Consider the following 25,096-nt stretch of genomic DNA (forward strand, 5'->3'; position numbering starts at 1 on the left):
TATATAGAAAAAATCCACAGCACACAAACTAGTAGCCATGGATTCCAATTATATTGCAATCAACCACATAGCACCCCGCTTGCGCGACAGTTCGCCAGTTATTGACTAACGACCCAGCTAACTAACCTTACAGTACTAGTGCTTCGGCTATTTCCCCTTTGACTTGCTTCCTCGTATCTGTAAATACTCCACAAGCTACTGATGTCAATAGCAACCTCTATGATTTTTAAATTGTTATTATTGTATTCTAATTTTTCTTATTTGTCAAATGACCAATTTAAGTTCCGTTTAATATTTTTGAATTATGATATACTTAGTTTAGTGCGATATTAAGGATCATTTTATGCGTAAAATACTGATTATCTTTCTAGCCAGTTCTTTCATAGTAACGACAGCAAGCGCAAGTACCATTCAAAATCCAACCATTAGTTGGAAAAAAGTCATCAAGAAAACTGACAGTGACGCAACTGTTATTGCCAGTATTCGTGATTTATCCACCGGTAAAACTTATACCTATCGCAATAGTAAAACAAAAAAAATCATGATGGCGTCAACCATTAAGGTTTCCATTTTGGAAGCACTTATGATCCAAAAACAAAATGCTGGCGAAACCTTAACTGCTGATGAAAAAGAAAATGCAACACAAATGATTACTAATTCTGACAATGATGCTGCTACGGCATTATGGACAGAAATTGGTGGTGATGATGGTCTAAATAATTTTTGGCACAGCATTGATGTTAAAATCACACAGGCCACTTATTTCGGTGAAACAATGGCCACTGCTAGCCAACAAAATAAAATACTTGATCAACTATATAACAAAAATTCATTATTAAATACAACCTCAAAATCTTATATTTTATCCTTGATGAGTAATATTTCAGATACACAAGACTGGGGTGTTAGTACCGGCGCTAAAGATGTCGCTTTAAAAAATGGTTGGATGACAGATTACAACGCCGATAACGGCACTTGGATTGTCAACTCTAGCGGTATTATTGATGACAAATACATTTTAACAATTTATACAACAGGCAATAGTGATTACCAAACCGGAGTGACATTAGTCAATAAATTAAGCAAGGCTGCAAACAAACAGCAAAATAAAAAAGCAACAACCCCTACCAGTATTTGGGACAGGATAAAAGCGTTACTAGTTTGATTAGCAACTCAATTCCTCGTATAATAGATTTAACAACTATGAAGAAATGATGGAAATTATGACACAACTTGTAACTGCAAACGAAATGCAACAAATTGATCAATACACGATTGATGTCATTGGCATGCCACAAGATGTTTTAATTGAACGTGCTGCCATTGCTGTAGTTGATGTCATTGGTGCTGGCCACTTTGATCTCAATCATGTTCTGGTATTGGCTGGGTTAGGCAATAATGGCGCTGACGGCGTTGCCATTGCGCGATTACTCTATGCACAGGGCATTAACGTTTCGCTACAATTTGTGGGCAACGTTAATCGGGCCAAAGATAGTGTCAAACGACAGCTGTCTATTATTGAGGCCTACGGTGTTGTTCGCTCTGAAAAAAGTGACTTCAACGAAGCAACGTTGATTATTGATGCTATTTTTGGTGTCGGCCTTAATAATGATTTACCAGAAGGTCTGCAAAAAATGATTAAGGCAGCCAATCATATTGAAAAACCGGTTATTGCTGTCGACGTTCCCACAGGGGTCGATGCAACTACCGGCGAGGTCAGAGGAGCAGCATTAAAAGCCCATACAACAGTTACCTTTGGTTTTAAAAAAGTCGGCCTAACAAAACGCGTAGGTGGCTACCTGTCTGGTGATACTATCGTGAAAGATGTTGGTATGCTTGTACCTGATGATTTTGAATTTAGTCTGCCAACAATGCAGGCCACAGTAACCGAGAACGCAACGATTTAAATATTACAAAAAAGCTACCTATTAGGTGGCTTTTTTTGTTATCATTTGCTATTTATGATAGGGAGACCCTTGTTGAATCATAAAAGCACGGTATACTTGTTCAACCAAAACTAAACGCATTAACTGATGTGGCAAGGTTAACAGCCCAAAACTAATCTTAAAATTAGCGCGATGCTTCACTTCCGGTGACAACCCCAATGAACCACCAATTATAAACGTTACATCTGAGTAACCATCCACCGTAATTTGATTCATTTTTTCAGCAAAAACCTCTGAAGGTAACTGCTTACCTTCAATGGCTAAAACGATAACATAATCACGTGCACCAATTTTTTCCTGAATACGTTGCCCCTCTTTAGCCATAATCTGCGTATTCTCTGCTTCACTAGCCTTTTCTGGTGTTCTTTCATCAGGCACCTCGATCAAATGAACTTTAGCAAACCGAGATAACCGTTTGGTATATTCTGCAATGCCATCTTTTAAATATTGCTCTTTTAATTTGCCTACTGTGATAATTTTAATATTCACTGTCTATTACTGATTTAACCTTTCTTAATTATTTTTAGATTATTGTAATTACGATTTTGATCAAGTTATCCACACGAACAAATTTTATTTGTTTTTTCTAAAACGCCTATATATAAAGCTTTGTTCTGTTCGCTTGTAATAATTATCCACAGTTTTTAACTTTTTTTGCTAATAAGTGGATAACTTTATAAACGTATTTTGTATTAAATTAACTGAATTTCTGTCTTTAAAGCACCACTTTTCCACAGTTATTCACAACGTTATCCACAGATGTGGATAAGCACATTTGTTCGCTAAACATTACTTCATTATTCATCTCAAATGTTCGTTAATTTAAAAATTAAGACTTCTTATCAAGGATAAAAAAAATAAATCGACATTTACACGAACATTACAATATCTACTCATTATTTGTGTGGATAAGTCTGTTTTTGATTACCTAATCACCAATAATTTACTCTTTTTTAAAGAACAGGCTTTCTTATCCACTATTATACTGGATTTTTCCACATTTTTCAGGAGTTTTCCCCCAAGTTATTAACATTTACACACAGTTTTCAACATTTTCTGAAAACACACGTTGTCGTCTCGCTGTCAACTAAAGGTAAAGAAAAAGCTAACGATAACCGTTAGCTTGCTAATTTTTGAGTTAATTTAACTTTAACTGTTTTCTTATTACTGTGGTGGTAGTATGTCAGTGAAACCGTATCACCTAATTTATGTTTATACAGCTCTTCACGTAAGTCAGCTTGTGTCGTCACTTTCTTGCCATCAATACCCACAATTACATCATACTTCTTCAACCCAGCAGTATCAGCCGGTCCTTTTTTCGTCAAACTCATAACAACCACACCACCAGTGACACTATCAGGAATTTTGAGTGTAGACTTTTGATCGTCAGCAGTCACTTCTGACAAATTAACTAAACCAATGCCAATGGCTGGCCGCGTAATCTTCCCATCCTTAACCAACTTATTGACAACGTCTACCACTTGATCTGAAGGAATAGCAAATCCCATTCCCTCAACACTAGTCCCTGATGACGAAGTAGATAACTTCATTGAATTAATGCCAATAACTTGACCAGCAAAATTAATCAAAGGACCGCCAGAATTACCCGGATTAATCGCGGCATCTGTTTGAATAACAGTTGAACCACCATAATTTTGACCATTTTCAGAAGTTGCTTCGACTAATCGTTTTTTAGCTGAAATTATACCTTGCGTGACCGAAGAGGCATACTCTGATCCTAGAGGAGAACCAATCGCTAACACATTTTCTCCAACCGCTATTTTACTAGAATCACCAAACTCAGCAGTTGTCGTCACATTATCACTCTCAATCTTTAGAACCGCTAAGTCAGTCATAGCATCTTTACCAACTAGGGTAGCAGTCACTTTTTTGCCATTGTGGAGCATCACTTGAATTTTAGCTGCACCATCAATAACATGATTATTCGTTACAATAAACGCTGATTGATCTGCCTTTTTGTAAATGACACCAGAACCTTCAGATGATTCTTCATAATTTTGTCCCGATTTACTAAAATTCAATACAGACACAACCGCATTTGAAACTTTATTATAGGCCGTTGTCGCTGTTGCATTTTTAGAAATTGACGACGTTTTAGTTGCTGTGGTGTGCACCGTTGTCTGTGTACTACTTTGTTCAATACCCTCTTGTGCGTATAAAATAACGCCTCCGCCAACTAAACCTGCAATGACGCCAGTTAACACTGTTTTTGTTAATGTTGATTGTGCCATATATTACACCTCTTCATGTCGTTATGTTTTACTTTATCAAGTTGAAATTAACCTAAAATTAAATTACTCGGACAAATTATCACCAGTAAAGGCGTTGATTTTCAACGCATCTCTCTCTCCGTCACTGTGAGTCACCACAAACAACCAAACTGGTGTATAAATATCATACCCATTCACCTTCAAAGTGGAGTCATAGGATAACATTCCTTTTGATAATTTATCACCAGAGTTTAGTTCATTAAATCGATACAAACTGACAATTGCGTCTTCTTCACTCAACGTAACACGCTCATCCCTCAATTCAGTAATATGAGATATCTTAGTTTGTGTAAACCCAGTAGCTTTGCCATCTTTTTGATAATTCACAACAAACAAACCTTGCTGCGAAATCACAGGTCGTTTATCAATCTCTTGCGAGTAAATAGCCTGTTTAGTCCCCTGTTCATAAGATAGATTTTTATTGTATTGATATCCCGCACTATATGCTAAGGCAACAGGATCAATCTGATTACCAATATATTTGCTAGTCTCACTTTTACTACCATTTGTATTAATATTTTGTGGTACTTTAAAGACGACAGACAGTTGTTGATTTTTGACCTTGGCTTCGTAATTGGACATTTTACTTGATAAAGAGATCAGTTTGCTGGATTGTTTACCAGCTAAATAATTAGCATAAGGTATCTTAGTACTAAACTTCGATAACTGGATATTTTGATGCTTTATTTCAGAAATAATGGTCGTGTTCGCATCTGTCACTTGAGTGCTATCTGGACGGTTACTTCGCCACCACACAAACAGAAAGGAATCCAAAGAAATAAACAAGATAATCATCAAAATTTTTAGTCTTTTAAATTGCATGGTATTTCAATGGCTGCTGGTATAGAATTTATAAACCAGTAACCTGCCTCCCCTGTCTAAAAATGTTGGTACTCTCGATCAGAAGTTTACCGTTTCGTACGAGCATTCAAAAAATCGTCTACACTTTGCCATCCGCTGGCCGTTTCAATCATCCAAGTTGGACTCATATTAACTGCGGCATGACTATCTTTATTGACAAGCCACTCATAGCCCGGAGTCACAAAATAATAATCACTTTCTTTGACACCTGCCCTTTTCAAACGGTTAAGAATATCTGCTGTTTTTGGTAGTGTAACTTCTTTTTGATTGTTCGGCACCGGCACACCTAATTCATTCAACGAATAAGTACTAATCAGATTCCCGTGATTGTCTAATGTCATGTGGATTGCACCACTTTCAGATTGATAATAAACTGGCATACCTTCAACAAAAGTACGATAAGTGACATTTTTACCATCATTGCGACTTTCATAAAAACGTGTATCCGTTAAGTTGAGTTGCAACAAATTAATTTGAGAAAACCCGATGTTTAATCTAGCAGCATACGTTTTATCTAATTTACCGTCAGCCTTGTTGTCTTTAAAGGTCACTGTATCAACATCAGGATCGTAAGTAACCTGTTGATCAGTAAACTTATTAGTGTAAATGACTTTATTACCACTGGTTGTTGTTTTTAACTGATTGGTTGTCCCTAATAGTGTTGAAACGTAAGTCGTGGGGTCACGGTGATTAACTAAATAAGAATAAATAGGCAGCTTAATCTCTTTTGGAAAATTTAATCGTACGCGATTATTCAATTCTTTAAAGTTGACTGTTAGTGCCTTGGGCAATTTTTCTGCTAATTCCCACATTTTTGCCGTATTAATTTTACTCAAACTCACGGTTACCATCGTTTTAGTTTGGGTATTTATAAAATAGGCTAGATTAGATTTGTCTAGTGACAGCACAAAATAATCAAAGTTAAAATTTTTAATCGTCGCAATATGCTGATTATATCGCGCGTTAAAGTAATCAATAGGAACCACATCCGGATAGCGATAAACGGCTGACTGCTTTTTACTAATGGCGGAAATAATCGTTGCGTTTGAAACTTTTTTCTTATGAGGATTTTTAATTTCAGCAGACGTCAAATAACCACGCATTGTTTTGATTTGCTGGTTATCAGCGTGCATCACCATATTCTGAGTGCCATCTTTATCATTAATAATATAGTTTGTTGGTCTAAATGCTGTCACAGACTGTTGATCCTGCTGATTAGAAGAACTCACATTTTGTTGTTGTCCAATAGACATAAAAACACATGCTGTCAACACGATCGAAATTAAAATAGTTATTGTCAGTATAACATTCAACGTAATTCCTTGAACAGATCGATTATTCCGCATCCCAATCGTCCTCCGGCACTTCATCCACATAGGCTAGAGAAATATAGAACGTCGAGCCTTTGTTTTCAACAGAATCAACCCAAATTCGACCATTGAATTTTTCAACAACTTCCTTAGAAATTGCCAGTCCTAAGCCAGTTCCTCCTTGAGCACGCGAACGTGATTTATCAACTCGGAAGAACCTGTTGAAAATGTTATCCAAATCCTTGCGCGGAATACCCAATCCTTGATCTGAAATACTCAAAATAGCACGTGTTTTAGTCTTGATTAAACGTGCTGTGATTGTGCCACCATCTGGCGAGTATTTCACAGCATTATTCATGATATTGTCTAGTACTTGCGTAAACTTATCTGGATCCACTTCAACCCAAACATCTTCTTTCGTAAATTCACGTAAGATATTGTATCGCTTTGACGGTGATTCATCATTTTTAGCATCGTTTTCCAAGATCATATCAAAACGATTCAGCACAAAATTAAACAAGCTATTTAAATTGATGACTTCTAATTTAACATCCATTGTGCCCTGATCAAGTCTTGATAATTCAAGCAGATCATTAATCATACGAATCATGCGTTGCGTTTCATCTTGCACAACACCCAAAAAGTTCTGTGCCATGTCGGGATCATTAATTGCCCCTTCAGCAAGGGCGTCAACATACGAACGAACAGAGGTTAACGGTGTTCGTAACTCGTGAGACACGTTAGAGACAAACATTCGCCGTTCAGAATCGATACGTTGTTGTTCAGTAATGTTATGTAAAACCACCACTAGTCCAGAAATAAAGCCAGATTGGCGCTTAATCAATGATACATAGGCTTGCACCAATAAATCTTTACTATCGTCAGATAAATCAACCCGAAAATCATCTAGATTTTCAAGCATTTCACGCAATGTGCGCTTATTTTTCAGATGTAGTAAATCAATAACATTTTTTCCTAAAGCTTCTTCACGGTCAACACCAACAAAATCAGCGGCAGCTTGGTTAATAATTGTCACTTCGCCTCGTCGATTAGCTGCTAAAACACCATCAGCCATATGTGTCAAAACCGAATCCAGACGGTTTCGTTCCGCGTTCACCGTTTCCGTCGATTCTTCAATACGCATTGAAAGTTCATTCACTGACATCGCTAATTGACTCAATTCATCAGAACCATAAATGTGGTTGACCATTGAATAGTCACCGTCAGCGATTTTGGTTGTCTGTTCATTAATTTGCTCAATTGGTCGTGTCAGCGTTCGCGCCAAAAAGAGAGCTAACGCAATACTAGCAATCAGCGCAACTAACCCGGCAATAATAAACAACTTCATAACGTTGTTAATGTTTTTATAGACTGGTGAAAGACTCGCTTTCACCACAATCACGCCGGGTATATCCTTGAGCCGACCATTAGTCGCACCAAGTGGTGTCGTCATCAACTCTTTACGATCACCACCTTCATTAATGGTACGCGTTTGCAAATAGGATTGATCACCAGCCAATGCTTTTTGAGCGTTAATATCAGTCGTTTTTTGTCCAATCGTTTGTTGTCCAGAGACAGAAATTGTGCCCCGGATAGTTCCAGTTTTGTCAATAACTTGCGCTTCTTGTATGTTTGTATTGTTTAGTCCTGACAAAACATCCTGAATTTGATGGTTACCAGTATCTGTATCTTTGTCGCGAAGCGCTGTTGTGATTTGATCCGTCAAATATTTTGGGAGGGTAATTTGCTGCTGAAAAGTCGCCAAATTTTGCTGTTCCATTTGCCGTACGAAAAACGCACCCAGTAATTCGAGTGCGATAATCATTAGCAACACGAATACGAGTGCAATACGAAAGCGAATAGATTGAAAAAATTTAGTCATTGCCGTCATGTCAGTTATGCTCAGCTGAGAGCTGCGATCTCCCTAATTATGTATGCGGTCTAGCCGCTTATTCTTACTCTTCTGATGGGCGCAAATAATAGCCAACACCACGTCGAGTAGCTAGCCAATTAGGATGGCTCGGATTATCTTCGATTTTTTCACGCAAGCGACGCACGGTAACATCAACTGTGCGAACATCCCCAAAATAGTCATAGCCCCACACTTGTTGTAGCAAATGTTCACGTGTCATAACTTGGCCAATATGTTGTGCCAAATAGTAAAGCAATTCAAATTCACGGTGAGTCAACTCAATATCAGCACCGTTTTTAGAGACCATATAGGCTTGCGGATGAATAGTCAAATCTCCCAAGTGAATGTCTTCTGTACTATTAAATGACTCTTCTGTACTTTGAGCAACTGATTTACGACTGCGTAAATTAGCTTTCACACGTGCTACAAGTTCACGGTTAGAAAAAGGTTTAGTCACATAATCGTCAGCGCCCATTTCAAGTCCTAGGACTTTGTCAATTTCACTATCTTTAGCCGTTACCATGATAACTGGAATGTCTGATTTTGATCGAATTTGGCGCAATACCTCGATGCCATCGACTTCTGGTAACATTTGATCAAGCAAAACAAGGTCAGGATTTTCATCGTTGTACATGTCCAACGCTTCACGTCCGTCAGCTGCTGTCACAACATCGTAGCCTTCTTTTGTTAAATTAAATTTGATAATATCTGAAATCGGCTTTTCATCGTCTACAACTAAAACTTTACTCATGCAGAACTCCTATCATAATAAGTGTATTCTAAGTACATTATAACATTTTCAACAGCTAAATGTGTTTATCGTTGATATGTCCTACATTATAAACAAGCTTGTCATTACTGTAAAGCAATCATGATAACCGTAAATACCCACATTTGGTTCAAACAGTAACACTATTATTGCAAATTCACGCTGATAAAAAAACCAATCACATCAAATGATTGGTAAACTTGAGACAAAACTTAATGGCTTCTGCGATGGAAACGTGTTTTGAAAAGAGAACTGATTGCTTCATTGTTACTAATACGACGAATCGCTTCGCCGATTAATTCACCAACGGAAACAATTTCTAGTTTTTCAAACTTCTTTTCTTCCGGTAAATTAATTGAGTCTGTCAAAATAACCTTTGTGAATACTGAATTTTGTAGGCGTTCCACTGCTGGACCTGAAAATACCGCATGTGATGCCACAACATACACTTCTTTAGCACCATGCGCCATAATTAGCTGTGCACCCTGTGTAATGGTTCCTGCGGTATCAATCATGTCATCAATCATGATTGCCGTTTTTCCTGCGACATCACCAACAATGCTGCCAATTTCAGCAACATTTGGCTTTGGGCGGCGTTTATCAATTACTGCCACCGGTGATTCTAATCCCAGCATGTTGTTAAGGTTACGCGCACGCGTCATACCGCCATGATCTGGTGACACAACCACCGCATTTTGCTTGTTGGCTATTCCTGATTCAATCAAATAATCAGCTAATAGCGGTGCCCCTTGTAAATGATCCATTGGAATATCAAAAAATCCTTGAATTTGGGCAGCATGTAAGTCAAGTGCCAGCACACGCGTTGCGCCAGCACGTTCCAGCATATTAGCGACAAGCTTGGCAGTAATTGGTTCGCGAGAGCGTGCTTTACGGTCTTGCCGAGCATAACCATAGTAAGGTAATACAACATTAATTTGATTAGCACTGGCTCGACGCAAAGCATCGATCATAATCAACAACTCCATCAAATTATCATTGACAGGCGCAGAAGTGGACTGAATCACGAATACATTATCACCACGAATACTTTCTTCAATGTTAATTTGTACCTCACCATCAGCAAAGCGTTTAACAGAAATTTCACTCAGCGGCACGCCTACTGAATCGGCGATTTTTTGAGCAAGTGGCTCATTTGAACTCAACGAAAAAAGTTTCAATTTAGGTTCCGGCATGTCTAACTCCAAATTTTTATAGGTAAAATATCACTACTACACCCATTCTATCAAAAAAAACGTCTTAAATACATAGCTAACCGAATTTTAAAATCAATTGATTACCCCACAATAAAACGACCACAGGTGAAACTGTAATCGTTCATTCAAATGATTATATTTATGCTTCTAAAGCTTTTGATAGGGCTTTCAAGACGTCATCATAGTCTGGCTCTTCAGATATTTCTGGTACGATTTGTGCATAAATCACAGTCCCTGTTGCATCCAAAATATAAACAGAACGTGTATCAAAGCCAGTGTCCGGTACATATAATTTTGTTGCATAGCCAAATGATTCTTGTTCATCCGACAACATTCTCAAATTATGCACGCCTTCCGCAGCACACCAATCGCGTTGTTCTGCAACTGTGTTTGTTGATACAGTGATGAAATTAACACCATCGAATTGATCAACAGTTTGATTAAAATGGCGTGTTTGCAATGAACATGTATCAGTATTTAGGTCTGGTACAACAGAAATGAGTGTGACTTTACCTAGTAAATCAGCCGTTTTAACCTTTTCACCTGATTGGTCTAACAACTTGAAGTGTGGCATTGCCTCACCAACTTTTGTTGGTTCCCCTTCTAATTCAACTTCTTTTCCACTTAATGTAACTTTCATCTTCTGCCTCCTTGGCTTATATTACTCATAAATTTAGGCAATACTATTTTAAAACATACTTTTCCAGCGCTCTGGCAACACCAGATTCATTATTGGACACTGTCTCAACATCAGCAACATCTTTAATCTTTTTAATGGCGTTACCCATCGCAACGCCCAGACCAGCAACTTCAATCATTGAAAAATCATTTTCTTGATCGCCGATTGCCATTGTATCTTTAATATCAATATTAAGAGACTGTGCAAGTGCGGCTAAGGCATTCCCTTTTGAAGCTTTCTGATTGATAAATTCCAAATTATTTGCCGTTGATCGAATAACGGAAACCGCTTCAGTAATCGCTGTTGGAATTAATGCCTGAACACGGTCTAATGCCTCAGCCTCATCGTTAGCAATGCCTTTAATGATTTCAACTTCTGCCAAATCCTTAACATCATCAACGACGTGCAATGGTAATTTGACTAAAGCATTTTCAAAACTTGCCCAACGGTGAACCAAATGGTTGGTCGTATAAGCAGCATTTTGACTTTCTGCCTGAATATAGGTAGTTTGTCCGCGCATGAAATCATTAATTTGCTGATATTCTGATAAACGCAGTGCCGCCTGAAAGAGAATACGAGAACCATCAGCAGTTTGCATTAAACCACCATTGTGTGTAATTACAAATTGCTCACTGCCAGCAATCTCTAGTTGATCTAAAATATCTTGCACACCAGGCAAGGGACGTCCCGTTGTAATCACGATTTTAACGCCTTGTGCCATGGCTGCTTGGATAGCTGACTTCACGTCAGGGGTAATTTGTCGATCATCGTTTAATAGCGTGCCATCAATATCAATGGACACAATTTTTATTTCTGACATGTCTGAGCTCCAATTTTATTGTAACTACATTATAGCAAAAAGTAATCGCTTTCAAAACATTGATTGTTATTTTTATCAATTAAACGGTTCTTTTCTCACGCAACATCACAACAGATAAATACGTAAACCAAATGCTAATGCCAGTAGCAATCAGTAAAATCATTGCGGCGCCAATATTGCCGATAAACGCAGAAACACTGACGATAGCAGATGAAATAATAAAACCGACTGGTCGCATTGCGGCACTAAAACCACTATAAGTGCCAATTTTTTTCTGGTTCATCATTTCCGCACGCAACGATTGCTGCGCCGGTGTCACAATCATTTCCCCTAGTGTCAGAAAAATCGCCACCAAAAATAGTGGCCAAAAGTCATTCAACAGAAATGATAGTGCAAAACCTGCGCCTTGCATCGTAGTCCCTACGGCAGTCGCTTTCATGTTCGACCACTTCTGAAAGAGTTTGGTCATGGTTCCCATCAATAACACAATCATTAATGTGTTGGTCACAGTAATTACGGAAAGCATTCGTTGACCAAAAATTGTTACCCCAAATAACGTTGTATTGTGGAAACTCTGTCCTAAGTGCGCCGCTAAATAATAATCTGGTGACGAAAAAATGACCGTCGCTCCAATAGCAGCAATCATAAACTTAAGATAACGTTTATCAGCAAAAACTTCTCGATAACTTTTAACTACTGACCAGACTGATTGACCATGAACGGTTCGCTTTGAAGCAGGAAATGTTTCAGTAATCCATAAGACAACAATGACCAAACTCAATAACGCCCCTAATGCTGTGCCCAGAAGCAACTCGAATCGGGCTGTTTTGAAAAACCAGCCACCCAAAGCCGCTCCAATCATGACCGCCAAATTAATGACCCAATAAATCATGGCATAGATGAATTTACGATTTTGTAATGTTGATACATCAATCATCATTGCTTCTTCAGCTGGTGAGGCAAAGCTAATACCCAAAGTTGCCATTAAAAAACCAAAAAACGTTAAATATGGATTAATATATAATGGTGAATTCATGGCAGCCGCTAGAATATAGCCGACCGTCATAACCGCAATGCCACCAATCATGACTCTTTTTCTGCCCCAAGTATCAGCCAAATGACCACCATATAGACCAGCTATAAAGCCTGCCACTTGGACTGCTACTAATAATATCCCAGTTACAAACGGACCGAAATAATCTACATAATATATTGTCATATTTGGGCCCACTGAAGAACCAATTGCAATTGTGATAAACATCATCACGATTCGCAATTGAATATTGCGATCTAACTTAAAAAAATCAGACATAGTTCCTCCCTCGAGCCTGTGAGTTATCACCAGACAATTTATAATTAAAATAATAAAAACAAATTATATCATATTAAGGGCTATGCGCTGTGCTTTTATTAGAATATCGTCATCTAAATAATCAGGGTCACTGCTTATCCTTTGTGCGGCAGGAATTGATAGCCAAGTCACTTGCTCAACTTCAGAAGTCTGAATCTTCAAGCTGTCCAATGGCTGATTAATGCGGGTAACATACAAGTCATCGAACCAATCTTTTTCCCAACTAGTTCGGATTCTTTCAAAGTGAGTTGCTTGTGCGCCTAATTCTTCGACAACCTCTCGTTGAATACCTTCTAATGATGTTTCTCCTTGCAAAACTGACCCACCGGTCGCCAAAACCCAGCCACCTGGTAATGCCATTTTTTTAAACGATCGCTGCTGAACCAGTAACTCTCCGTCTTGATTAAAAACAAGCGCATTAGCAACCATATGGTATTCTCCTTGCGCTAGCGGTTCCCCTCGTCGATGTGTTCGCCCAGTTAATTGTCGTTGGCGGGTATACACGTCCCACAACTCACCCAATTTATCGGCACGTTGATCACTCATTGATAATTATCTCCGTTAATTGTTTTGCGTCACTAATCAGATAATTAGGTTGAGATTTTTCTAAAATCGCCTGGCCATGTGATCCCCACGTAACTGCAATTGTATCAATTCCAGCCGCATTACCAGCGTCAATATCAAAAGTTGCATCACCTATCATCACAGCTTGCGTGTAATCAATATTGTGCTCCCTCATAGCTTGTAATAAACCACCCGGTAGTGGCTTAAATGCAACGACACGATCCGAACCATAAATGTCGCTAAAATATTGGTTAATGTCTAGAATCGCTAGATTACGTTGCGCTACGGCAGACTTTTTACTGGTCATAATAAACAACTCAACACCAGCAGTTTGGAGTTGTGCTAATGCCGCTGCAATTCCTGGAAATGCTGTTATAGTGTCTTCAGATTCGCCATTTTGATAGGCAGCACGAAAATACGTATATAATATCTGCAATTCTGACGAATTTAAATCTTTTACACCTAATTTTGAAAATGATGTTTCGATTGGAACGCCTTGATAATGAACAATATCTTGCGCGTCGGGTACAGGTAAATTAGCTTGTTTAAAGGCCTGTTGTGTTGCCAATACAGATAATTTTTCGGTATTTGCTAAAGTACCGTCAAAGTCAAAGAATGCTGCTTTTTTCATTTGATAACCTCTTCTATTTCATTGAAAAACTGACCCACCTCACTGACACTGTGGGCATGAGAACTATAAATCACTTCAATCCCCATATCAAAAGCTGAAGCAGCTACTTCCAGCGCTGGATAAGTATCTCCATAACCCACATCATTGAAGCCAGCAGCATTAATTTCCAGCTGGTAGCCACGCGTCATCATCATTTGGAATATATCACCTATCTGCTTGTAAATATTGTCATCAAAATCAGGCAGATTCAATGTCTTTTGGAAACGCTTAATAATCCCAAAATCACCAATTCGAATGGGTTTGTTTACACCAAGGATTGCTTCAATACTTTGAGCCATTAATGCAAAATAGCGTTGATAGAACTCTTGAGGTGTTGTTAGCGTTGTTGCAAAATACTTTTTAATGATATCAATATCATCAATACGCCGTAATGTACCCATATCATCTGGTATAAAATGCACTGACAAAATTACCTCATCAACCCAATCTATTTGCGAACGCAAGAACTGACGCATCTGGTTTTCATAAGCCGAAAAATAATTGATCTCAAAAGCACGTTTAATAACGATTTGGTTCTGATACTGATCAACTACTCGATCCACTTCTAATTTGTAAGTTGACAAATCATCTGACGTGAGACCTGGATGTGATTGGATCACATTTGCTTCATCTGGTAAAGGCGCCATTTCAGCGATGGTATATTCTTTAAATCCGAGTGAAATTGCACGTTCGATTAAATCGTCTAAGTTATCTTTGCTTTCATAATCTAAATTAGGAACGTGTGTCAGTCCGTCTTTTTTTAACATGATTTTTCACCTTAATTTTACTCAATACAACCATTCTACATATTTACAAACAAAAAAGCGAACCAGAATTAACTGATTCGCTTAGTCTTTCACTCATGGCGAAGTCGCACTTTGTCTTACTTAAGTGCTGACCACTTCCAGTCAGTGAATTCTGCAATATCGCGTCCTTCATTACGAGTGACTTCAAAGTGCTTTGCCAATGTGTCATCCATCTTAGCGATGAATGTGTCGGCTGCTGCTTGATCAATCTTACCATTTGCTGACAAGATTTCTGCCGCTTCCTTAGCTTGGTGGAAACGATCCAAGTGTGAGTAAACACGCATGTCGTAAGTCGTTGTGATGTCACCATCTTCACGATAACCATGAACGTATACATCACCTTCAAACTTACGTTCGAAGAAGAATGATTCAATCAAATCTTCATACGCGTGGAAGCCAAAGATAACTGGTGTTTCTGGTTGGAAGAACTTGTTAAATTCTTCGTCTGACAACTCACGTTCGTCGTTCATGTTAGGTTCTGACTTCTTCTGCAAACGTAGCAATTCAACAACGTTCACATAGCGGAACTTAACTTCTGGGAACGCTTGGTTGATCAACCACAAAGCGGCCAAAGTTTCGATTGTTGGTTCTGTACCAGCAGATGCAAATGTAATATCAACATCACCTGATGGTGCAGTAGAAGCCCAATCAATAATCTTCAAACCTTCGTTAGCCAATACATCAGCTTCGTCAGCAGTAAACCATTGTTGACGTGGTTGCTTTGAAGCAATCAACAAGTTAACCTTATGACGTTCTGAGAAGGCACGTGCTTGAACAGCCAACAATGTGTTACCATCGGCTGGCAAGTATTCACGAATGAAGTTTGACTTCTTTTCAGCCAAGTGAGTCAATAGACCTGGATCTTGGTGAGTGTAACCATTGTGATCTTGTTGGAACGCAGTTGACGTTGCAATCAAGTTCAATGATGGGTAATCATTACGCCATGCTTGTTCTGAAGCGTGACGCAACCACTTGAAGTGTTGTGTAATCATTGTGTCGACAACACGTAAGAATGACTCGTATGAAGCAAAGATACCAACACGGCCAGTCAATGTGTAGCCTTCCAACCAACCTTCTGCTTGGTGTTCTGACAATTGCGCATCTAAGATACGTCCTTCAGGACCTTCGTATTGATCATTTGGTTCTTTAACTTCTTCCATCCATTGACGGTTAGTTGTGTTAAAGAGGCTCCACAAACGGTTTGACATTGTTTCGTCAGGACCAAAGACACGGAATGATGTTGGGTTCAACTTCATAACTTCTTCCAAATAGTTTGAAAGTGTTGTCATGTCCATGTTTTGTGTTTGCTTTGGCAATTCTGTACCACGATTATCGTCTGTGATATCGTTGGTAAATTGACGCCAATCAGGCAAAGTCAAGTCTTGCGCCTTTTCGCCACGACGACGACCGCCGTTGGCAATTGGGTTAGCTGACATGCGCTTGTCACCCTTAGGTGCAATTGCTTTCAATTCATCTTTCAATGAACCGTCTGCGTTGAACAATTCTTCTGGCTTGTATGAGTTCATCCATTCTTCGAATTGTGTCAAAGTTTCAAGCTTGTTTTGTGCCAAAGGCAATGGCACTTGGTGAGCACGGAATGAGTTTTCGATTGGATCACCATTCTCATCATGTGTTGGACCACCCCAACCCTTTGGCAAACGAGCAATGATAACTGGCCATGCAGGAATTGTACCGTCTTGGTACTTGCCATTTTCACGCGCATCCTTTTGAATAGCTTGGATATCTTCAATTGCTTGATCCAAGACCTTTGCTGCTAATTCGTGATAAGCAGTGTAGTCATGAATATCATCGTTTTCGATGAAGCGTGGTGAATAACCCAAACCTTCAAAGAACTTTGTGATTTCTTCATCAGACATACGTGAGAAAATTGTTGGGTTAGAGATCTTAAAGCCGTTCAAATCCAAAATAGGCAGTACAGCACCATCGTTCTTGGCGTTCAAGAACTTTGTTGAGTGCCATGATGTCATTGATGGACCAGTTTCGGCTTCACCATCACCAACAACTGCAAAAGCAATTTGGTCTGGGTTGTCCAAAACAGCACCAAAGGCGTGTGATAATGAATAACCTAATTCACCACCTTCATGCAATGAACCTGGTGTTTGAGCTGTCATGTGCGATCCGATTCCACCTGGGAATGAGAAGCGCTTGAACAAACGGCTCATACCTGCCAAATCTTGTGTGATTTCTGGGTAATCTTCTGTATATTCGCCATCCAAATAAGCGTTTGTGACCATAACTTGACCACCGTGACCTGGGCCACCGATATAGAACATGTTCAAATCATACTTGTTGATCAAGCGGTTTGCATGGGCATACAAGAATGTTTGACCTGAAATAGTTCCCCAGTGACCGATTGGCTTTACTTTAACGTCTTCGGCTTGGATTGGTGTGTTTGTTACTGAGAACAATGGGTTGCTCTTCAAGAAGATCATCCCTGCTGACAAGTAGTTGGTTGCACGCCACCACTTATCAACGAGTTCTAAGTACTCTTTTGAATCGAAATCTGCCATGAGATTAAGTACTCCTTATTTTTTGAGAGAATCGTAAACCACGAATCTACTTCCGCTATTTACTCTTACAGTATAACTGATTTTAGTAGTGAGTTCAAGAAGAAAGATTAGATTGGTTCAGGTCTATTGTTATTTTGGTTGGCGCACATACATTTTTGGTACGGTCCAATTCATTGAAATGCCATAAAAAAATGCTAATCGCAGTATTTCATTCTGAGTCAAGGCTGACAAAGGCATTATAACGAAGATATTTATAGTGCAAGCGCATTGTTGAAAATTCTAATGGCGTGCCGTCATCCATGAAAAAAATGCCTTCCATAATACCAACCGGTTCTTTTTCAGTGAGTTTTAACAGTTTTTGATCTTCATTATTGGATGGTTCAGCCATAATTGTCATAAAGGACTTTGTGACCGAGCGATGTTTATTTTTTTCAATATATTCATACACTGAACCTGAAACAATATCACGATTTAAACCAGGTAAAACACTAATTGGCACATAGCCACGTTCAATCATAAATGGCACACCTTCTAAGCGACGCAATCGTTTTATTTCATAAACAAAATCACCCTCATTTAAGAAAAGCGCTTGCTGTTGTTCTGGTGTTGCCGGAATGACTTTGAAATCTATTAATTCGATTGCCGGTGCTTTGCCGTCGACACGAAAAGAATCAGAGACACCAAGATTTGATCCTTCATGCTGAAAAATAGCGTGGTTCTTCAAATATAATGGATTGACAAAAGTACCACTGCCACGTTTTTTGAAAATGACCCCTTGTTGAACAAGCACATTGAGTGCTCTTTTGATTGACGAACGGGAAACATTGTACTGTTCAGCTAGTGATCGCTCATCTGGTAATTTCAAATTAGCAAATTCGCCTTGATAAATTTTTTGTTTTAAGTCCGCTTGCACGGTAACATAGATAGGTTCTGACATAATGTTAATAAGTATATCACATATTGGTCTGACCAGTCATTTTATTGGTTGTTCCAATTGTGGTAAAATATGAGCATGAGTAAAAAGAAAATGAAAAAAACATTGCCTGAACAAGTAATGGACAAGCATAACATTCCATACGAAGCACTGTCTCTCAACATTCTTGACAAATCTGAAGCCGAACGTGATGCTATTTTAGAAACGTTTCACGTGAAACATGATGATATCTACAAGACGTTAGCCGCAGAAGGTGACAAAACCGGTCCAATTGTTGCTGTTCTCCCTATTACATCACATTTATCGTTAAAAAAATTAGCTGTCGCTTCCGGTAATAAAAAAGTTAGCATGTTGCCACTAAAAGTATTGCAAAAAACAACCGGCTACATTCACGGCGCCAATAATCCTGTCGGCATTTGGCAAAACAAGCACTTTCCAATTTTCTTCGAACAAACTGCTCAAAAAGCATCGTACATTTTGGTAAGTGGTGGTGAGTTAGGTCGCTCTGACAAAATTAATCCCGTAGATGTTGCATCGCTGGTTGGTGCCTCATTCGTAGATTTACTAGAAAATGACTGATTGGCTAAATACGGTGGGTGAGCACCTACTTTTTCTCTTTATCCTGCCAATTATTGTTGTTTATTTAGTAGGTATTCTCTCATCTTACTTAACGGATCAACTCAATCGGTGGCTAGGTTATACCCTCACAGCTATTTTAAGTTTTTTTGGCGTCGTCATACACGAATTAAGCCACTTGACTGTCGCCTTGATTTTTCGACATCACATTGTCAGCTTTTGTCTCTGGCAAATCAGTGATGATGGCATATTAGGCTATGTTAATCGCGAATATAATCCAAAAAGCTACTATCAACGACTGGGTAATTTTTTTATTAGTTTAGCACCAATTCTCGGAATATGCCTAACTATTTGGTTCTTGTTATCCTTTGGCTGGGTTACTGGTTGGCACATTAGAAATATCATTATTGTCTTCATTTTAGTCAGCCTGTTGTTAAGATTCCATCTTTCTCAGGCTGATTGGCAAAATTTTTGGCGAGGAACACCTTTCTATTTGGCTCTCATCCTTATCATTTCGACCGTTAAATATATATTTTTCCAATAAAAAAAGCGCAGATGCGCTTTTTTTACCAACCAGAACTCATGTCTGGAACGCCAGCATTCATATCATCACGATACAATGGTGCCATGGCATTAAATTTGAAAGTTGGCTTATTAAACATCAATGTTGCAGTCCCTCGTGCACCAGCACGATTCTTTTCAAAAATTACTTCAATTGGCACGGCTTCTTGTTCTTCACGTGGATCCCCTTCGCCATCTTCACCGTCATCGCGAGAATAATCATCACGATACAGAAAAGCAACAATATCAGCATCTTGTTCGATAGAACCTGAATCACGCAAGTCAGAAAGAATTGGACGTTTATCTGTACGTTGTTCCACGCCACGGCTCAACTGGGCAAGTGCTATGATGGGTGTGCTTAATTCTTTTGCTAATTTTTTAATCGATCTTGATACTTCAGAAACTGCTTGTTGGCGGCTCTCGGTATTATTTGACTCAATCAAGCCTAAATAATCAATGACAACAAGTCCGATTGGGTGTGGATTTAGCACACGATCTTCCGGTGACATTTCATTCAACAAATCCCGTTCAAGTTGATGTAATTTTGCACTAATTTGATTGATTTTAATACCTGCGGTATCGTCCATGTAGATTTGCATTTGTGCCAAAGATTGCATCGCCAATGTGAGTGCTTGCCAATCTTCTTGCGTCATTTGTCCTGTTGTCAAATGGTTAGAATCAATAGATCCTTCACCAGCTAATAACCGACCAACAATATCTGTCGCACTCATTTCCATTTCAAAAATAACGACAGGTACTTGTTCATTTTTTGCCACATTACGCGCAATATTAAGTACAAACGCTGTTTTACCAACTGCTGGACGAGCACCAAAAACAATCATTTGATCATTGCGAAAACCGTGTGTTATTTTATCCATTTCTGGAAATCCTGTGGATAAACCAACAACATCACTGTCATTTTTCACAGCCTCATCTAGATTAGCCTGATATTCGCGAATAACATCTTTAATTTTTCGAAAATCCTCACTACCTCTATTTTCGGCAATGGTATCAATACTACGCGATAATTGATCTAGTAGCTCTTCACTTGGTTCTGCTGCATCATAGGCTAACGACATGCTACGTGTTAACGTATCAATCATTTTGCGTAAAATTGCTTTTTCTCGAACGATATTAGCATAATGTTTTAAGTTGGCTGCAGAAGCCGTCGATTCAGATATTTCTGCCAAATAGGGCATGCCACCAACATTATCAAGTTGCTGCATGCTGTTCAATTTGTCCTGCAATGTCAACATATCAATAGGACGGTTATCCTCAACCAAGGATTGCATTGCCTTAAAAATGGTTTGGTTGGCTTGTCGATAGAAATCGTCCGGTGCCAAAATTGCACTTGCCTCAATCATGGCGTTCTCTGATTTGACATCAAAAAAGATGGCGCCAAGCACTGCTCGTTCAGCGTCAATATCTTGTGGCACCTGCCGATATTCATTTGATACCGGATTATCCATCTTAACCCTCGCTTACATGCACACGCAAGTTGGCTGTCACTTGACGATGAAGCTTAACAGGGACATTCGTATAGCCCAAAGCATGAATTGGTTGGTTTAGTACCATCTTACGTTTGTCAATTTTAATTTGATATTGCTTTTCCAGTCCGGCAGCAATTTGTTTGGTTGATATTGCACCAAATAAACGACCATCTGCACCGGACTTACCAGTCAATTCAACGACTGTCTTCTCGTCCTCGAAGAACTGAGCTAACTTTTGTGCTTCTGCTAATTCTTCCGCAGAGGCTTTTTCTTCTGCCTTTTGGCGGCCCTTAACTGCACCTAAATTCTTGCCCGTTGCCGGCTCAGCTTTTTTATTTTTTATCAAGAAATTATTGGCATAACCATCAGGAACTTCCTTGACTTCACCTTTTTTACCGCGACCTTTAACATCTTCTAAAAATACAACTTTCATTTTAAAACCTCATTCTTCTTTTTGTTCAGTCAATACGTCTAACAATTGTTGTTTCACTTCATCAGTCGTGACGTCAGCAATTTGTGTGGCAGCATTAGATAAATGACCACCACCACCGAGGGCCTCCATCACACGTTGAACATTACGCTCACCAGTTGAACGCGCGGAAATTCCAACACGACCATCTTGACGCTTAGTAATCACAAACGAAGCATCAACGCCGCTAATTTGCAACAGTTCGTCGGCTGCTTGGGCCGTAATCAGCCCCGAATAATTATTCTGGTTCTCACCGGTCACAATCGCATTACCATCCTGAATTTCTGCTAAGTTAATCAAGTGGGTTCGTGCTTTGAAATCCGTAAACTTTTCTTTCATAAACGATTGAATTAGATTACTATCTGCACCATTGGCGCGCAAATAACTCGCTGCATCAAAAGTACGTGAACCAGTACGTAAAGTAAAGTTTTTTGTGTCAATTTGGATACCACCAAGCATTGCTGTGGCTTCAATTTTTGTAATTGGCGCATTTGACTGATCTTGGTACTGCAACAATTCAACCACTAACTCCGAAGTTGATGATGCGTACGGTTCAATATAAGACATTAACGGCTTATCTTTTAGCCCTTGTTCAGCCAGACGGTGATGGTCAATGACAACAACACGGTTTCCTAGTCGCGCCAATAATTGAGGTGCACCTGATATATTGGTGTTAGCATGATCAACTAAAACAAGCAAGGTATTATCACGTACTAATTTAAGCGCGCGTGTTTCATCAATAATTGAATCATTAATATTTGAACCGGGAGCCACAAAGTCAGCAGGACTTTTTCTAAGCTCAGCCAGTAATAATTTGATGTCACTGTATACTTGCTTTTCGTCTATCACAATGAATGCTGGTTTATTTTTAGTTTGGGCCAGTCGCCATACGCCTAATCCAGCACCGACTGAATCAAGATCTGGCATCGCATGACCCGCAATCATAATGTTATCAGCCTGTTCAATTAACTCAGATATGGTCTGCGAAACCATGCGCGCACGAACACGAGTCCGCTTTTCCATAGGGTTGGTAGCACCACCATAAAAACGTGCTGCCGAATCCTCAGCCTTAACGACGACTTGATCGCCACCACGCCCCAGCGCCAAGTCAAGATTAGTTTGCGCTAGTTTTGCCAGCTGATTAATATCTGGCGTGCCATAGGCAATACCAATTGATAAAGTGACCGGTAAGTTTTGTTGGGCCGTTGCTTCACGAATTGCCTTCAAAACACTGAACTTGTCAGCTTCCGCCTCTTCCAAGGCAGATTGATAACCAAACATCACGTAATGCACTGTGTTTAGGCGCCGAATATAGATTTGATGATCTGCTGCCCAATCTGATAATGAGCGCGTGACAAATGTGCGTAACGTTGAGGTCTCTGATTCACTCATTCCCTCCGTTACTTCCTCATAATTATCCACCGAGACCAAACCGCTGAACAATTGATGATCCTCATATTGCTTAGCAATGGCAGCATATTCACTGATATCCATCAAATAAATAACCCGCAAATTTTGTTGGACAAACAATGAAAACTGTCGCTCTTGCCAAGTAATCGTGTTCGTTTCAGACGAATCAGCGTAACTGTTAATTTCCTGCGCAAGTGTACTATCAAGTTCAGATAATTCCAAACCTAGCACATCTCTTTTGTCCAAATAAGACTGCATGTAGGGGTTAATCCAGTCAATTTTTTGATCTTGGTTCAGCAATATGATACCGATTGGCATACGAATCAAAGCTTCTTGTTCGCTGCGGGCAATACGATAGCCTAAGCCTGATAAGTATTCTTGCGCGTTTTCGCTAACCTCTTTGAACGCTTGCCCACTGAAGACAAGTCCAATCACAACTACCACCAACCAAATTAAACCAAATATCCAGTTAATGATCACAGCAAAAACAACACTCATCACACTCGCCACTAATAGCAGCAAGGCAACCGTGCCTAATTTTGTATTCTGGAAAAAAATAGGTAAATTTTTAAAATTAAAAAATCGTTTCACGCGTTACTCCTCGTAACTTTCATATCTACTATTTTACCACAGGGTGGCCTGTGGTTAAAATGAGATAATCTCGTCAAAAATACAACAAAAAAAGCCCAAGAATCACTTCTTGGGCTTTAAGCTGAATTAGTCTTCCGTAACGAAAGGCAACAAAGCCATGATACGAGCACGCTTGATAGCAGTTGTTACCTTGCGTTGGTTCTTGGCAGAAGTACCAGTTACACGACGTGGCAAAATCTTACCACGTTCTGAAATGAAACGCTCCAACAATTCAGTGTTCTTGTAGTCGACGTATTCGATGTGATTAGCAGCGATAAAATCAACCTTACGACGACGACGTGGACCGCCTTGTGGACGACGTGAACGTTGTGGACGTTCAGAGTTTTGTGGACGTGAGTTTTGTTCTGACATAATAAAGCTCCTTTCTTAGTGTTTAATTTAATTTAAAATGGTAAATCATCATCTGATATATCAATTTCAGTGTTGCCACTAGCCGCAAATGGGTTAGGTACATCTTTTTCAGCGGCTGCTGACTTGTTAGCTGAACCTTGGTTCGCACTAGCAAAAGGATCAACACCACTAAATGAATTATCATTACCGCCAAATGAATGGTCATTTGAGCCATTATTATAGCCACCCGCATTGCTATTTGAAGAGCCGTTTTGTGCACGACGCTTTTCACTTTCAGCACGGGATTCTAGTAATGAGAAATTATCCGCAACAACTTCGGTCACGTAAACACGTTGACCTGCATTGTTTTCATAATTTCTTGTTTGCAAACGACCTTCAATCGCAACAAGTGCGCCTTTTCCAGTGAAGTTAGCAAAATTTTCAGCTGCTTTACGCCAAATAACTGCGTTAATAAAGTCAGCTTCGCGTTCACCACTTGCGTTAGTGAACTGACGGTTAACCGCCAAGCTAAACGTGCCGACAGCTACACCCGATTGGGTATAACGTAATTCCACATCGCGGGTCAATCGCCCAATCAATACTACTCGATTAATCATTTAAAAGCTCCTTTCCCAGTGGAAATTCAGATTACTCTGCGTCGCGCTTAACAATCATGTGACGTAAGATATCTTGTGAGATCTTAGCCAAACGATCAAATTCATTAGTAGCAGCATCGCCTTCAGCTGTAAAGTTGATAATGTGGTAAGTACCTTCACGGTAACCAGCAATTTCGTAAGCAAAGCGGCGTGTTGCCCAATCTGCTGACTTTTGAATTGTTGCACCGTTGTTTGTCAAAATGCCGTCAAAACGCTCAACAAGCGTCTTTTTTGCATCCGCATCCAAGTCAGGGCGAACAATATAAGTCAATTCGTATGATGTAGCCATTGTATT

25 protein-coding genes and 1 riboswitch are annotated in these 25,096 nt (G+C 39.3%); of the genes, 4 read left to right on the plus strand and 21 right to left on the minus strand.

The features are described from left to right. Positions 1-60: 60 nt before the first annotated feature. Positions 61-228: riboswitch (Lysine riboswitch) on the minus strand. Between the two features lie 115 nt (positions 229-343). Both IAE53_RS04345 and IAE53_RS04350 read left to right on the plus strand, forming a co-directional pair. Beyond that, positions 344-1,165 (plus strand): serine hydrolase, encoded by an 822-nt coding sequence (locus tag IAE53_RS04345; protein WP_148423358.1) that lies wholly within the window; start codon positions 344-346, stop codon positions 1,163-1,165. A gap of 58 nt (positions 1,166-1,223) precedes the next feature. Further along, positions 1,224-1,907: an NAD(P)H-hydrate epimerase gene (locus IAE53_RS04350; RefSeq protein WP_148423357.1), complete on the plus strand. Its 684-nt coding sequence runs from the start codon at positions 1,224-1,226 to the stop codon at positions 1,905-1,907. Between the two features lie 48 nt (positions 1,908-1,955). On the opposite strand, the gene rlmH is transcribed toward IAE53_RS04350, so the two are convergent. The 15 genes from rlmH to IAE53_RS04425 all read right to left on the minus strand — a co-directional run bounded on the left by rlmH (position 1,956) and on the right by IAE53_RS04425 (position 18,661). Beyond that, entirely contained in the window at positions 1,956-2,435 is a 480-nt protein-coding gene (rlmH, locus tag IAE53_RS04355; protein WP_148423356.1) for a 23S rRNA (pseudouridine(1915)-N(3))-methyltransferase RlmH, read from the minus strand. Positions 2,436-3,064: 629 nt separating this feature from the next. Beyond that, a complete protein-coding gene (locus IAE53_RS04360; RefSeq protein ID WP_188353357.1) occupies positions 3,065-4,198 on the minus strand; it encodes a S1C family serine protease in 1,134 nt (377 codons plus the stop codon). A 63-nt stretch (positions 4,199-4,261) separates the two neighbouring features. Beyond that, positions 4,262-5,059, minus strand: coding sequence for a two-component system regulatory protein YycI (gene yycI, locus IAE53_RS04365; RefSeq protein WP_148423354.1), 798 nt, complete (start codon positions 5,057-5,059; stop codon positions 4,262-4,264). Positions 5,060-5,145: 86 nt separating this feature from the next. Further along, a complete protein-coding gene (locus IAE53_RS04370; RefSeq protein ID WP_148423353.1) occupies positions 5,146-6,444 on the minus strand; it encodes a hypothetical protein in 1,299 nt (432 codons plus the stop codon). Beyond that, entirely contained in the window at positions 6,434-8,299 is a 1,866-nt protein-coding gene (gene walK / locus IAE53_RS04375; RefSeq protein WP_010295976.1) for a cell wall metabolism sensor histidine kinase WalK, read from the minus strand. Before walK ends, IAE53_RS04370 begins: the two co-directional genes overlap by 11 nt. Positions 8,300-8,363: 64 nt before the next feature. After that, positions 8,364-9,071 (minus strand): response regulator YycF, encoded by a 708-nt coding sequence (gene yycF, locus IAE53_RS04380; RefSeq protein ID WP_004911084.1) that lies wholly within the window; start codon positions 9,069-9,071, stop codon positions 8,364-8,366. Between the two features lie 230 nt (positions 9,072-9,301). Then, entirely contained in the window at positions 9,302-10,282 is a 981-nt protein-coding gene (locus IAE53_RS04385) for a ribose-phosphate diphosphokinase (RefSeq protein WP_010295979.1), read from the minus strand. Between the two features lie 160 nt (positions 10,283-10,442). Further along, positions 10,443-10,943 (minus strand): thiol peroxidase, encoded by a 501-nt coding sequence (tpx, locus tag IAE53_RS04390; protein WP_148423351.1) that lies wholly within the window; start codon positions 10,941-10,943, stop codon positions 10,443-10,445. Between the two features lie 43 nt (positions 10,944-10,986). Then, entirely contained in the window at positions 10,987-11,802 is an 816-nt protein-coding gene (locus IAE53_RS04395; protein WP_148423350.1) for a Cof-type HAD-IIB family hydrolase, read from the minus strand. A 79-nt stretch (positions 11,803-11,881) separates the two neighbouring features. Further along, complete coding sequence (locus tag IAE53_RS04400; RefSeq protein ID WP_200136067.1) at positions 11,882-13,114, minus strand: MFS transporter; 1,233 nt, start codon at positions 13,112-13,114, stop codon at positions 11,882-11,884. A gap of 63 nt (positions 13,115-13,177) precedes the next feature. Further along, positions 13,178-13,699: an NUDIX domain-containing protein gene (locus IAE53_RS04405; protein ID WP_010295990.1), complete on the minus strand. Its 522-nt coding sequence runs from the start codon at positions 13,697-13,699 to the stop codon at positions 13,178-13,180. Next, positions 13,692-14,348: an HAD family hydrolase gene (locus tag IAE53_RS04410; RefSeq protein WP_200136068.1), complete on the minus strand. Its 657-nt coding sequence runs from the start codon at positions 14,346-14,348 to the stop codon at positions 13,692-13,694. Before IAE53_RS04410 ends, IAE53_RS04405 begins: the two co-directional genes overlap by 8 nt. Continuing rightward, the gene (gene hisJ, locus IAE53_RS04415; protein WP_148423347.1) at positions 14,345-15,154 is read right to left on the minus strand and encodes a histidinol-phosphatase HisJ; all 810 of its coding nucleotides are present in this window, start codon (positions 15,152-15,154) and stop codon (positions 14,345-14,347) included. Before hisJ ends, IAE53_RS04410 begins: the two co-directional genes overlap by 4 nt. A gap of 116 nt (positions 15,155-15,270) precedes the next feature. Beyond that, the gene (locus tag IAE53_RS04420; protein WP_147651151.1) at positions 15,271-17,724 is read right to left on the minus strand and encodes a phosphoketolase; all 2,454 of its coding nucleotides are present in this window, start codon (positions 17,722-17,724) and stop codon (positions 15,271-15,273) included. 208 nt (positions 17,725-17,932) lie between these two features. Further along, positions 17,933-18,661 (minus strand): GntR family transcriptional regulator, encoded by a 729-nt coding sequence (locus IAE53_RS04425; protein ID WP_148423346.1) that lies wholly within the window; start codon positions 18,659-18,661, stop codon positions 17,933-17,935. Between the two features lie 75 nt (positions 18,662-18,736). Here IAE53_RS04425 and IAE53_RS04430 point away from each other — a divergent pair, with 75 nt between their 5' ends. Together IAE53_RS04430 and IAE53_RS04435 are read left to right on the plus strand one after the other, a co-directional pair. Beyond that, complete coding sequence (locus IAE53_RS04430; RefSeq protein ID WP_148423345.1) at positions 18,737-19,237, plus strand: aminoacyl-tRNA deacylase; 501 nt, start codon at positions 18,737-18,739, stop codon at positions 19,235-19,237. Then, entirely contained in the window at positions 19,230-19,778 is a 549-nt protein-coding gene (locus IAE53_RS04435) for a hypothetical protein (RefSeq protein WP_148423344.1), read from the plus strand. Before IAE53_RS04430 ends, IAE53_RS04435 begins: the two co-directional genes overlap by 8 nt. 22 nt (positions 19,779-19,800) lie before the next feature. Here IAE53_RS04435 and dnaB read toward each other — a convergent pair whose 3' ends face one another. The 6 genes from dnaB to rpsF all read right to left on the minus strand — a co-directional run bounded on the left by dnaB (position 19,801) and on the right by rpsF (position 25,090). Next, positions 19,801-21,264 carry a replicative DNA helicase gene (gene dnaB / locus IAE53_RS04440; protein WP_148423343.1) on the minus strand — a complete coding sequence of 488 codons (1,464 nt, stop codon included), beginning with the start codon at positions 21,262-21,264 and terminating at the stop codon, positions 19,801-19,803. A gap of 1 nt (position 21,265) precedes the next feature. After that, positions 21,266-21,718, minus strand: a complete 453-nt coding sequence (rplI, locus tag IAE53_RS04445) for a 50S ribosomal protein L9 (protein ID WP_139968541.1) — start codon at positions 21,716-21,718, stop codon at positions 21,266-21,268. A gap of 9 nt (positions 21,719-21,727) precedes the next feature. After that, on the minus strand, positions 21,728-23,755 hold the full coding sequence (locus IAE53_RS04450; RefSeq protein ID WP_188353358.1) for a DHH family phosphoesterase: 2,028 nt from the start codon (positions 23,753-23,755) through the stop codon (positions 21,728-21,730). A gap of 126 nt (positions 23,756-23,881) precedes the next feature. Beyond that, a complete protein-coding gene (rpsR, locus tag IAE53_RS04455; protein ID WP_139968539.1) occupies positions 23,882-24,166 on the minus strand; it encodes a 30S ribosomal protein S18 in 285 nt (94 codons plus the stop codon). A 32-nt stretch (positions 24,167-24,198) separates the two neighbouring features. Continuing rightward, on the minus strand, positions 24,199-24,762 hold the full coding sequence (gene ssb, locus IAE53_RS04460) for a single-stranded DNA-binding protein (RefSeq protein ID WP_148423341.1): 564 nt from the start codon (positions 24,760-24,762) through the stop codon (positions 24,199-24,201). A gap of 31 nt (positions 24,763-24,793) precedes the next feature. Then, on the minus strand, positions 24,794-25,090 hold the full coding sequence (rpsF, locus tag IAE53_RS04465) for a 30S ribosomal protein S6 (protein ID WP_004911142.1): 297 nt from the start codon (positions 25,088-25,090) through the stop codon (positions 24,794-24,796). Positions 25,091-25,096: the final 6 nt, after the last annotated feature.

It is taken from the genome of Leuconostoc sp. S50 (assembly GCF_016624925.1).
Lineage (GTDB): Bacteria > Bacillota > Bacilli > Lactobacillales > Lactobacillaceae > Leuconostoc > Leuconostoc pseudomesenteroides.

What these genes read in the sequence shown, in the direction of transcription:
- IAE53_RS04345 (WP_148423358.1), top strand. Translation starts at nt 344, where the DNA reads ATGCGTAAAATACTGATTATCTTTCTAGCCAGTTCTTTCATAGTAACG.
- IAE53_RS04350 (WP_148423357.1), top strand. Translation starts at nt 1,224, where the DNA reads ATGACACAACTTGTAACTGCAAACGAAATGCAACAAATTGATCAATAC.
- IAE53_RS04360 (WP_188353357.1), bottom strand. Translation starts at nt 4,198, where the DNA reads ATGGCACAATCAACATTAACAAAAACAGTGTTAACTGGCGTCATTGCA.
- yycI (WP_148423354.1), bottom strand. Translation starts at nt 5,059, where the DNA reads ATGCAATTTAAAAGACTAAAAATTTTGATGATTATCTTGTTTATTTCT.
- IAE53_RS04370 (WP_148423353.1), bottom strand. Translation starts at nt 6,444, where the DNA reads ATGCGGAATAATCGATCTGTTCAAGGAATTACGTTGAATGTTATACTG.
- walK (WP_010295976.1), bottom strand. Translation starts at nt 8,299, where the DNA reads ATGACGGCAATGACTAAATTTTTTCAATCTATTCGCTTTCGTATTGCA.
- yycF (WP_004911084.1), bottom strand. Translation starts at nt 9,071, where the DNA reads ATGAGTAAAGTTTTAGTTGTAGACGATGAAAAGCCGATTTCAGATATT.
- IAE53_RS04385 (WP_010295979.1), bottom strand. Translation starts at nt 10,282, where the DNA reads ATGCCGGAACCTAAATTGAAACTTTTTTCGTTGAGTTCAAATGAGCCA.
- tpx (WP_148423351.1), bottom strand. Translation starts at nt 10,943, where the DNA reads ATGAAAGTTACATTAAGTGGAAAAGAAGTTGAATTAGAAGGGGAACCA.
- IAE53_RS04395 (WP_148423350.1), bottom strand. Translation starts at nt 11,802, where the DNA reads ATGTCAGAAATAAAAATTGTGTCCATTGATATTGATGGCACGCTATTA.
- IAE53_RS04400 (WP_200136067.1), bottom strand. Translation starts at nt 13,114, where the DNA reads ATGTCTGATTTTTTTAAGTTAGATCGCAATATTCAATTGCGAATCGTG.
- IAE53_RS04405 (WP_010295990.1), bottom strand. Translation starts at nt 13,699, where the DNA reads ATGAGTGATCAACGTGCCGATAAATTGGGTGAGTTGTGGGACGTGTAT.
- IAE53_RS04410 (WP_200136068.1), bottom strand. Translation starts at nt 14,348, where the DNA reads ATGAAAAAAGCAGCATTCTTTGACTTTGACGGTACTTTAGCAAATACC.
- hisJ (WP_148423347.1), bottom strand. Translation starts at nt 15,154, where the DNA reads ATGTTAAAAAAAGACGGACTGACACACGTTCCTAATTTAGATTATGAA.
- IAE53_RS04420 (WP_147651151.1), bottom strand. Translation starts at nt 17,724, where the DNA reads ATGGCAGATTTCGATTCAAAAGAGTACTTAGAACTCGTTGATAAGTGG.
- IAE53_RS04425 (WP_148423346.1), bottom strand. Translation starts at nt 18,661, where the DNA reads ATGTCAGAACCTATCTATGTTACCGTGCAAGCGGACTTAAAACAAAAA.
- IAE53_RS04430 (WP_148423345.1), top strand. Translation starts at nt 18,737, where the DNA reads ATGAGTAAAAAGAAAATGAAAAAAACATTGCCTGAACAAGTAATGGAC.
- IAE53_RS04435 (WP_148423344.1), top strand. Translation starts at nt 19,230, where the DNA reads ATGACTGATTGGCTAAATACGGTGGGTGAGCACCTACTTTTTCTCTTT.
- dnaB (WP_148423343.1), bottom strand. Translation starts at nt 21,264, where the DNA reads ATGGATAATCCGGTATCAAATGAATATCGGCAGGTGCCACAAGATATT.
- rplI (WP_139968541.1), bottom strand. Translation starts at nt 21,718, where the DNA reads ATGAAAGTTGTATTTTTAGAAGATGTTAAAGGTCGCGGTAAAAAAGGT.
- rpsR (WP_139968539.1), bottom strand. Translation starts at nt 24,166, where the DNA reads ATGTCAGAACAAAACTCACGTCCACAAAACTCTGAACGTCCACAACGT.
- ssb (WP_148423341.1), bottom strand. Translation starts at nt 24,762, where the DNA reads ATGATTAATCGAGTAGTATTGATTGGGCGATTGACCCGCGATGTGGAA.
- rpsF (WP_004911142.1), bottom strand. Translation starts at nt 25,090, where the DNA reads ATGGCTACATCATACGAATTGACTTATATTGTTCGCCCTGACTTGGAT.